This is a genomic window from Mycobacterium sp. TH-M82, from assembly GCF_057473605.1.
The window spans coordinates 1-7,845 of the sequence record NZ_JBYCKY010000056.1 but is presented as its reverse complement, the minus strand read 5'-3'; the positions used below and the strand labels follow the sequence as shown (position 1 = coordinate 7,845).

Sequence of the window (7,845 nt, the reverse complement as noted above, 5' to 3'; positions counted from 1 at the left end):
CAGCGCGACGGCGGCCAGACGATGAACTCGGCCTTGCCGATGACGTTGCTCAACGGCACGGTTCCCGCATCCGGATCGCCGGTGCACAGCACACCGTCGTGCAAACCAGCCGGGCTGCTGGCACAGTGTGCGCGCGCATCAGCTGAGTGGGTGCGGTTGTCGCCCATCACCCACAGCCGACCGGGTGGAACGGTCACCGGCCCGAACTCCCTGCCCAGGCACGGGTAGGCCATCGGGTCGGCCATCATGGTGACCGGGTTCAGGTACGGCTCGTGCAGCGGCTTGCCGTCGACGGTCAGCCCGGTGTCGTTACGGCACTGTACCGTTTGGCCACCGACCGCGATAACCCGCTTGACCAGGTCATTCTCGTCGGGTGGCACGAAGCCGACGAAGGACAGCGTGTTTTGCAGCCAGCGCACCGCGGTGTTGTGCGAACGGATCGACCGGTAACCGATGCTCCAGGACGGCGGGCCGCGGAAGACGATGACATCACCGGGCTGCGGCGATGAGAACCGGTAGCTGAGCTTGTCGACCATGATGCGGTCTCCGACACACCCGGGGCAGCCGTGCAGGGTGGGTTCCATGGATTCCGACGGGATGAGGTATGGCCGTGCCACGAAGGTCAGCGTCACATAGTAAAGCAGCACCGCGATCGACACCAGGACCACCGTCTCACGCAGCGCCGAGTGCTTGGTCTCCTCCGGCGCGGCCTGGCCGGCGGAGGTTTCCGGGTCGTCCGGGGTCGCCGGGATCGCCGGGATTATCGCCTGCTCAGCAGCTGCCCCAAGCTCTGCCTGGGCGCCCTCGGGACGGTTCTCGGCTGACGGGTCCGTGGTTTCGGTCACGAAGTCAGGGTAGTCACGGCAGCAAGGGCGCCGACGGCGCCCCGAAACAGATGGGCCAGACGGATGGCAGGCGCCACCGCTGTCAGCGCTTCTCCTTGACCTTGGCTTTCTTGCCGCGCAACTCGCGCAGGTAATACAGCTTGGCGCGGCGGACATCACCACGGACTGCCACGTCGATGTGGTCGATATTCGGCGAATGAACCGGGAAGGTGCGCTCCACACCGACGCCGTAGCTCTCCTTGCGCACCGTGAACGTCTCGCGGACGCCACTGCCCTGACGCCGGAGCACCACCCCCTTGAACACCTGGATGCGTTCCTTGGCGCCCTCAATCACCTTCACGTGCACGTTGACGGTGTCACCGGGCCCGAAGGCCGGGATGTCGTCGCGCAGCGACGCCTTGTCGACAAAGTCGAGCGTGTTCATGTTCTCCGGTCCTCCAGGTGTGCTCTCGCGGGGTGGGCCGACGGTCGCCGAGTCGACGGGTTCGGGCACAACGCGTGCCGGGTAGCAGGGCGCCGACAGCTGCCGGTCCACCGCCGATCCGCCGAATAGCTGCCGGACAACCGCTCAATTGTGCCAGACGGCGTGCGCGCAAGTGAAATCGCGGAAATCGCCGCAGCTGCTACTACCGCAGCGGCGGCACGCATGGTAGAGCTGAGAGCTAACCGCACGAGCCGGATGAGCGCACGGTAATCTGTCCGCGGGCCGCCGACAGTGCGAGCCGTCCACTTGGGTGTTTGCGTTACGCATGTCGAGGAGGCCTATGCGCACGCGACCGTCGATGCTCTTCCTGACCGTCATCATGGTGATGTCGACGGTGCTGTTCGGGTGTGACGAGAAAGTCTATGGCAGATACGGTGTGGACGCGCCGGCACCACCGCCGCGGGTCACGGCCGTCACACCGGTGGCCACAGCGATCGACGCACCCCGGGCTCCGGCCATGCACTCGGCCACCGCATTGGACACGCTCGAAGCCCGCATGCAGCAGGCCACCGCGGAAGCCGCCGCCGACGGTGCCACCATCTCGATGGCGGTGCTCGACCGGGCCACCCACCAGATGGCTACCAACGGCAACACCCAGACCATCGCCATCGCGTCAGTGGCCAAGCTCTTCATCGCCGACGATCTGCTGCTGCGCGAGCCCCGGGCGCGCGGCGATCTGTCCGACGATGACCTAGCCGCGCTGGACGACATGCTCCGGTCCTCCGACGACGGGGCCGCGGAGAAATTCTGGAACCTGGGCGGTGAGAATGCGATCGTCAGCCGGGTCGCGGCTCGGTACGGGCTGTCGGCCACCGCACCACCGTCCAACGGCGCCTGGTGGAACACCATCAGCACAGCACCTGACCTGGCGCACTACTACGACATGCTGCTCGACGGGTCCGGTGGCCTGCCGGCGGATCGGGCCAACATCATCATCAACGACCTGGCCCGCTCCACCCCGGTCGGAATCGACGGCTACCCACAGCGGTTCGGCATCCCCGAAGGCGTGTACGCCGAGTCGGTAGCGGTCAAGCAGGGCTGGATGTGCTGCATCGGCAGCAGCTGGATGCATTTGTCGACGGGGGTGGTCGGCCCGAATCGCCGTTACGTGGTGGTGATCGAGTCCCTGCAGCCGACTGACGACGCCACCGCGCGGGCGACGATCACCCGGGCTGTCCGGACGGTATTCCCCGACGGGCGGATCTGAGCTTCAGCCCAGCAGATCCGGTCGACGTTCCCGGGTTCTCTGCAGTGCAGCCGCGTCCCGCCAGGCCGTGATCCGCGCATGGTCGCCGGAGAGCAGCACTTCGGGCACCTGCAGGCCCCGCCAAGTCTGCGGTCGGGTGTAGCTGGGCCCTTCGAGCAGTCCGTCGCGGCCCGGTGAGTGTGAATCGTCATGGTGCGACAGCGGATTGCCCAGCACCTCGGGAATCAGCCGAAGCACCGCCTCGATCATCACCAGGGCCGCGGACTCCCCGCCGGGCAGCACATAGTCACCGATGGAGAACTCCTCCACCCGCCTCCGCCGCGCGGCGTCCTCGACGACCCGCTGATCGATGCCTTCGTAACGACCGCAGGCGATCACCAAATGGCCTTCACCGGTCCACCGTCGTGCGGTGGCCTGGGTGAACAGCCTGCCGGCCGGGCTGGGGACGACCAGAAGTGTCTGCGGTGAACATATCTCATCGAGCGCCTCGCCCCAGACCGGAGCCTTCATCACCATCCCCGGGCCACCGCCGTACGGTGTGTCGTCGACCGAGCGGTGCACGTCATGCGTCCAGCACCGCAGGTCGTGCACCCGCAGCTCGACAACCCCGGAATCGATCGCCTTGCCCGGCAATGACTGTCGCAGCGGCTCCAGGTAGCCAGGGAAGATCGTCACAACGTCGATTTTCATGGCCATCCGCACTATGCCCTAAGCTCCAGCAGGCCATCGGGCGGGTCGATCTCGACAATGCCGTCGTCGAGCGACACCGATGTCACGATCTCGGCAACGAACGGCACCAACAGCTCGTCGCCGGCAGATCGGCGCACCGTCAGCAGTTCACCGGCGGCGGTGTGCAGCACCTCGGTGATGGATCCGATCTCCTCACCTGAAATAGTTTGCACCCGAAGGCCTTCCAGTTGATGGTCATAGAAGGTATCCGGGTCGGCGATCGGCGGCAGGTCAGCCGAGTCGATCACGAACACGCTGCCGCGCAGTGCTTCGGCAGCGCCGCGGTCGGCCACCCCGGCCAGCCGCAGCAGCAGCCGCGCGCCGTGCTCGCGCACCGCCTCGACAACGTAGCCGCGCCGCTGTTTATCGTGGCCCTCGGCGAGCAATGTTGCCCCCGGCGCGAACCGGACTTCGGGGTCGTCGGTGCGGACTTCGACGACGACCTCGCCCGCGGTGCCGTGCGCCTTCAGCACACGCCCGACGGTCAGCTCCATCAGCGCTCCACGAGCGGGTTGACTACCGGTCGGTGTCCACCACGTCGACACGGATGCCGCGCCCGCCGATGCCGGATACCAGGGTGCGCAATGCAGTGGCGGTGCGTCCGCCACGGCCGATCACCTTGCCCAGATCGTCGGGATGGACCTGGATTTCGACGGTGCGTCCGCGCCGGTTGGTCACCATGTCGATTCGCACATCGTCGGGATTGTCGACGATGCCTCGAACCAGATGATCGACGGCGTCCACCACAACGGTGCTCATCGCCGGGTCAGCTCTCGGTAGCCGGTTCAGTGGCCGGTTCAGGGGCGCCGGCCTCTGCCGTGGCATCGAACTCAGCGATCGCATCCTCCTCGGCCGCTTCGTCCTTCTTGGCGTCCTTCTTGGCGTCCTTCTTGGCCGCCTTCTTGACGGGCGCCTTCTTCTTCTTCGGCGTGCTGGCCTCGGTGTCGGGACTGCCTTCGACTTGGGCCAGCGCGGCGTTGAACAGGTCCAGCTTGCTCGGCCTGGGTGCGGCGACCTTCAACCTGCCCTCGGCACCGGGCAAGCCTCTGAACTTCTGCCAGTCTCCGGTGATCTTCAGCAGCTTGAGCACCGGTTCGGTGGGCTGGGCGCCGACCGAAAGCCAGTACTGAGCACGCTCGGAGTTGATCTCGATGAGGCTCGGCTCTTCCCTCGGGTGGTAGCGGCCGATGACCTCGATGGCGCGGCCGTCGCGGCGGGTACGTGCATCGGCAACAGCGATGCGGTACTGCGGGTCGCGGATCTTTCCGAGCCGCGTGAGCTTGATCTTCACAGCCATGATTACGCGAATTCTCCTGTGGCGTCACGCAGCAATTCAGCGGTCCGGGCAGGTTGCCCGGACCCGGTTTTGCCTCGCGTGTCTGACCCGCCGAGCGACACCCGAAACGGCAGGGTCGCGCAGCGGACAGCGGCCCAGTCTAGCCGCACCGGCGTCAGCGGCCAATTCCGGCGGGCCAGCCCCGGCGAATCATACGATCCGGTCGAAGCACTTCACCTCGACGCGCCGGGACATCCGCCAGCCGTCGGGGGTGCGAACGAATTCGTCGTCGTACCAGAGCCCCAACAACATGGTGGCGGGTTTCCCGGAAGTATCGGAATTGTCAGATGCGAAAACCATCGGGTTGAAGCAGAAGGTACGCGCGGTAGCCGAATCGCCGGTGACCCGGATCGACGGAAGTCCCAGCATGTGCGCGTAGTTGGCGAAGTTAGGCAGCACCTCGGCCAGCCAGGCCTTCACCTGTGGGTAATGGCCGTCGATACCACCCATCGCGCGGTAGTCGATGTAGGCGTCCGGGGTGAATACCGCGTCGAGGTCGTCGAATCGGCGTCGGTCGATGGCGGTGGAGTAGTCGATCAGCAGCTGCTGGATCTCCAACCGGTCGGAGATTTCGGCCAGGCTCAACATGCTTTGATTGAACACGATCGGGGACCGGCGTTAGGCTCAGCGACCATGCGCAAGTTCGTCGCGGGTGTCTCGGCCGGCCTAATCGCCCTGACCGGGATCGCCGGTGTGCTCGGTCTGCAGCCCATCCAGCCCCCCGCCGCGTGCGCGGACATCTCGCAACCTGCGGGATCGATGCCGATCCCGGATGGGCCGGCGCCCGCCTGGATTGTGGCCGACCTGGACAGCGGGGAGGTCCTCGCCGAGCGGGACGGCTACGCGGCGCACCCGCCTGCGAGCACGATCAAGGTGTTGCTGGCGCTGGTGGCTCTCGACGAACTCGACCTCGATTCCACCGTGATCGCCACTCCCGCCGACACCCAGGTCGAGTGCAGCTGCGTGGGTGTCGAACCCGGCCGCAGCTACACCGCCCGTCAGCTGCTCGACGGCGTGCTGCTGGTGTCGGGCAACGACGCCGCCAACACGCTGGCCGACATGCTGGGCGGATTCGACACCGCGGTGACGAAGATGAACGCCAAGGCCGCCGAGATCGGCACGACCGACACCCATGCCACCACCCCGTCCGGGCTGGACGGCCCCGACGGGCCCGGCCAGTCCACCCCGCACGACCTGGCGGTGATCTTCCGGGCGGCACTGGCCAACCCGGTGTTCGCCGAGATCACCGCCGCGCCGTCGGCGATGTTTCCCGGCGGCCGGGATGATCAGGGTGAGCACCCGATCGTCAACCAGGACGAGTTTCTGCATCGGTATCCGGGAGCGTTCGGCGGCAAGACCGGGTTCACCAACGCCGCTCGCAAGACGTTCGTCGGTGCGGCCGCACGCGACGGCCGGCGGCTGGTCATCGCGTTGATGTACGGGCTGATCCACGAGGGTGGCCCGACCTACTGGGACCAGGCTGCCACCCTGCTGGACTGGGGGTTCGCGCAGAATCCCCAGGCCGGCGTCGGAATTCTCTAGGCCAGCTGTAGGCGCGCTAGACGCACTGTAGGTGCGATGCAACTGCGACTCAGCTCAGCGCAGTGACCGGCGGCCGGGCGCAGTTGCTCGGGCAGCTGTTCGGTAGTCCGGGCGGCCGACCCCGGGGAAGGATTTCCGCCCAGCACGCCATGGGATCAGATTCCCGACGCCTGGTGCTGCTGGCCTGCGGCGCGGCCAAGTCCGACTTCGAGACGGTCGAGGTTGCACGGTCGTGACCCACTCGGACGTCGTTTCAGCCGGCGACAGCCGCCCAACGACACGGCGTCATCAACACCGACCCCGGTACACCCGGCCGCGCAGCATCACCAGATCGGGACTGGTCAGCACCGCCGGGGAGCTTCGCGGGTCTTCGGCGAAGCACAACAGGTCGGCTGGTGCGCCGTGCTGCAACCCGGGCCGGCCCAGCCAGCGCCGGGCGTCCCAGCAAGCCGCACCCAGTGCCTCGGTGGCACTCATACCGATACCCTTCAGCGCCTCCACCTCGTCGGCGATCCGGCCGTGGGTGATCATGCCGCCGGCGTCGGTGCCCGCATAGATGGGAACCCCGGCCTCGCGCGCGGCGGTGATCCGGGACCGGCAGCTGGCGTACAGGCTGCGTATGTGCTGTGCGTAGGCCGGATACTTGGAGGCCGAGTCGGCGATGCTGCCGAAGTTCTCGGTATTGATCAGCGTCGGGACCAGCGCTGTGCCGTGCGCCAACATCAACTCGATGACGGCATCGGTGATACCACTGCCGTGCTCGATGCAGTCGATGCCGGCGGCGATCAGCCCGGGCAACGCATCCTCGCCGAACACGTGCGCGGTGACCCGGGCACCGTGCGCGTGCGCCGCGTCGACGGCGGCCCGCAACGCGTCGTCGGACCACAGCGGCGCCAGGTCGCCGGCGCCGCGGTCGATCCAGTCGCCGATCAGCTTGACCCACCCGTCGGAGTGGCGGGCCTGCATCGCGACCGCGTCGGGCAGCGCCGCCTGGTCGTCGATGTCGATCGCCAACCCGGGGATGTAGCGCTTGGGCCGGGCCAGGTGCCGGCCGGCGCGGATGATGCGCGGCAGGTCGTCGCGATCGTCCAGGGAACGGGTGTCGATCGGTGAGCCACAGTCGCGCAGCAGCAGCGCGCCGACGTCGCGTTCGGTTTCGGCCTGGACCACCGCCTCGTCGAGGGTGACCGCGCCGGACGGCCCGATCCCGACGTGGCAGTGCGCGTCGACCAGCCCGGGCAGAATCCAGCCGCCGTCAAACACGGTGTCGGTATCCGCGATGGGCTCGACGCTGATCCGCCCGTCGACGATCCAGTACTGGACCGGGGCCTCGTCGGGCAGGCCACGGCCGCGCACGTGCAGTCGCACGCGGGCTACTTCTGGCCGGGAAAGTTCAGTTTGGACAGATCGAGACCACCCAGACCGTCCAGATCGGCCAGCGCGGGCGGCAGCTCGTCGAGTCCCGCGGGCAGCTGCGACAGGTCCGGGAACCCGGCCGGCAGTCCCGCGCCGAGCGGGTTGCGCACCGTCTTTTTGGCGTTCTTGCCTTTCTTGCTCTTGCCTCTGCCTTTGGCTCTGTTGTTTTTGCGGGTCGCGCTCTTGCGGCCCAGCCCCGGGATGCCCATCCCGCCCATCATCGACGACATCATCTTGCGGGCCTCGAAGAACCGGTCGACGAGCTGGTTGACCTCCGACACCGCCA

General features: G+C 67.3%; 10 protein-coding genes and 2 pseudogenes. 3 read left to right on the top strand and 9 right to left on the bottom strand.

The genetic code is table 11. The annotated features are described in order from the left end of the window. The coding region (lepB, locus tag AC2VON_RS01765; RefSeq protein ID WP_486951393.1) for a signal peptidase I at window positions 1-845 on the bottom strand (845 nt) is incomplete at its 3' end. An 82-nt stretch (window positions 846-927) separates the two neighbouring features. Continuing rightward, window positions 928-1,269 carry a 50S ribosomal protein L19 gene (rplS, locus tag AC2VON_RS01760; RefSeq protein ID WP_486951394.1) on the bottom strand — a complete coding sequence of 114 codons (342 nt, stop codon included), beginning with the start codon at window positions 1,267-1,269 and terminating at the stop codon, window positions 928-930. A 340-nt stretch (window positions 1,270-1,609) separates the two neighbouring features. Here rplS and AC2VON_RS01755 point away from each other — a divergent pair, with 340 nt between their 5' ends. Further along, on the top strand, window positions 1,610-2,536 hold the full coding sequence (locus AC2VON_RS01755; RefSeq protein WP_486951392.1) for a hypothetical protein: 927 nt from the start codon (window positions 1,610-1,612) through the stop codon (window positions 2,534-2,536). A 3-nt stretch (window positions 2,537-2,539) separates the two neighbouring features. Here the strand turns inward: AC2VON_RS01755 and trmD are convergent, their stop codons facing one another. The 5 genes from trmD to AC2VON_RS01730 all read right to left on the bottom strand — a co-directional run bounded on the left by trmD (window position 2,540) and on the right by AC2VON_RS01730 (window position 5,189). Then, on the bottom strand, window positions 2,540-3,226 hold the full coding sequence (trmD, locus tag AC2VON_RS01750; RefSeq protein ID WP_486951391.1) for a tRNA (guanosine(37)-N1)-methyltransferase TrmD: 687 nt from the start codon (window positions 3,224-3,226) through the stop codon (window positions 2,540-2,542). A gap of 11 nt (window positions 3,227-3,237) precedes the next feature. Next, the gene (gene rimM / locus AC2VON_RS01745; RefSeq protein ID WP_486951390.1) at window positions 3,238-3,759 is read right to left on the bottom strand and encodes a ribosome maturation factor RimM; all 522 of its coding nucleotides are present in this window, start codon (window positions 3,757-3,759) and stop codon (window positions 3,238-3,240) included. A 22-nt stretch (window positions 3,760-3,781) separates the two neighbouring features. Then, window positions 3,782-4,024: an RNA-binding protein gene (locus AC2VON_RS01740; RefSeq protein ID WP_486951389.1), complete on the bottom strand. Its 243-nt coding sequence runs from the start codon at window positions 4,022-4,024 to the stop codon at window positions 3,782-3,784. A 7-nt stretch (window positions 4,025-4,031) separates the two neighbouring features. Then, window positions 4,032-4,562, bottom strand: coding sequence for a 30S ribosomal protein S16 (rpsP, locus tag AC2VON_RS01735; RefSeq protein ID WP_486951388.1), 531 nt, complete (start codon window positions 4,560-4,562; stop codon window positions 4,032-4,034). Window positions 4,563-4,751: 189 nt separating this feature from the next. After that, window positions 4,752-5,189 carry a nuclear transport factor 2 family protein gene (locus AC2VON_RS01730; protein WP_486951387.1) on the bottom strand — a complete coding sequence of 146 codons (438 nt, stop codon included), beginning with the start codon at window positions 5,187-5,189 and terminating at the stop codon, window positions 4,752-4,754. A 45-nt stretch (window positions 5,190-5,234) separates the two neighbouring features. Here AC2VON_RS01730 and AC2VON_RS01725 point away from each other — a divergent pair, with 45 nt between their 5' ends. Both AC2VON_RS01725 and AC2VON_RS01720 read left to right on the top strand, forming a co-directional pair. After that, the gene (locus tag AC2VON_RS01725; RefSeq protein WP_486951386.1) at window positions 5,235-6,143 is read left to right on the top strand and encodes a D-alanyl-D-alanine carboxypeptidase family protein; all 909 of its coding nucleotides are present in this window, start codon (window positions 5,235-5,237) and stop codon (window positions 6,141-6,143) included. 144 nt (window positions 6,144-6,287) lie between these two features. Further along, window positions 6,288-6,379, top strand: a pseudogene (locus tag AC2VON_RS01720) (rubredoxin); the annotation flags it as partial. Window positions 6,380-6,431: 52 nt separating this feature from the next. Here AC2VON_RS01720 and AC2VON_RS01715 read toward each other — a convergent pair. Further along, window positions 6,432-7,511: an amidohydrolase family protein gene (locus tag AC2VON_RS01715; RefSeq protein WP_486951385.1), complete on the bottom strand. Its 1,080-nt coding sequence runs from the start codon at window positions 7,509-7,511 to the stop codon at window positions 6,432-6,434. Window positions 7,512-7,516: 5 nt separating this feature from the next. Further along, window positions 7,517-7,845: pseudogene (locus tag AC2VON_RS01710) on the bottom strand (signal recognition particle protein); the annotation flags it as partial.

Bases quoted from the DNA above. Each gene is read 5' to 3' on its own strand.
- rplS (WP_486951394.1), bottom strand. From the start codon at position 1,269: ATGAACACGCTCGACTTTGTCGACAAGGCGTCGCTGCGCGACGACATC.
- AC2VON_RS01755 (WP_486951392.1), top strand. From the start codon at position 1,610: ATGCGCACGCGACCGTCGATGCTCTTCCTGACCGTCATCATGGTGATG.
- trmD (WP_486951391.1), bottom strand. From the start codon at position 3,226: ATGAAAATCGACGTTGTGACGATCTTCCCTGGCTACCTGGAGCCGCTG.
- rimM (WP_486951390.1), bottom strand. From the start codon at position 3,759: ATGGAGCTGACCGTCGGGCGTGTGCTGAAGGCGCACGGCACCGCGGGC.
- AC2VON_RS01740 (WP_486951389.1), bottom strand. From the start codon at position 4,024: ATGAGCACCGTTGTGGTGGACGCCGTCGATCATCTGGTTCGAGGCATC.
- rpsP (WP_486951388.1), bottom strand. From the start codon at position 4,562: ATGGCTGTGAAGATCAAGCTCACGCGGCTCGGAAAGATCCGCGACCCG.
- AC2VON_RS01730 (WP_486951387.1), bottom strand. From the start codon at position 5,189: ATGTTGAGCCTGGCCGAAATCTCCGACCGGTTGGAGATCCAGCAGCTG.
- AC2VON_RS01725 (WP_486951386.1), top strand. From the start codon at position 5,235: ATGCGCAAGTTCGTCGCGGGTGTCTCGGCCGGCCTAATCGCCCTGACC.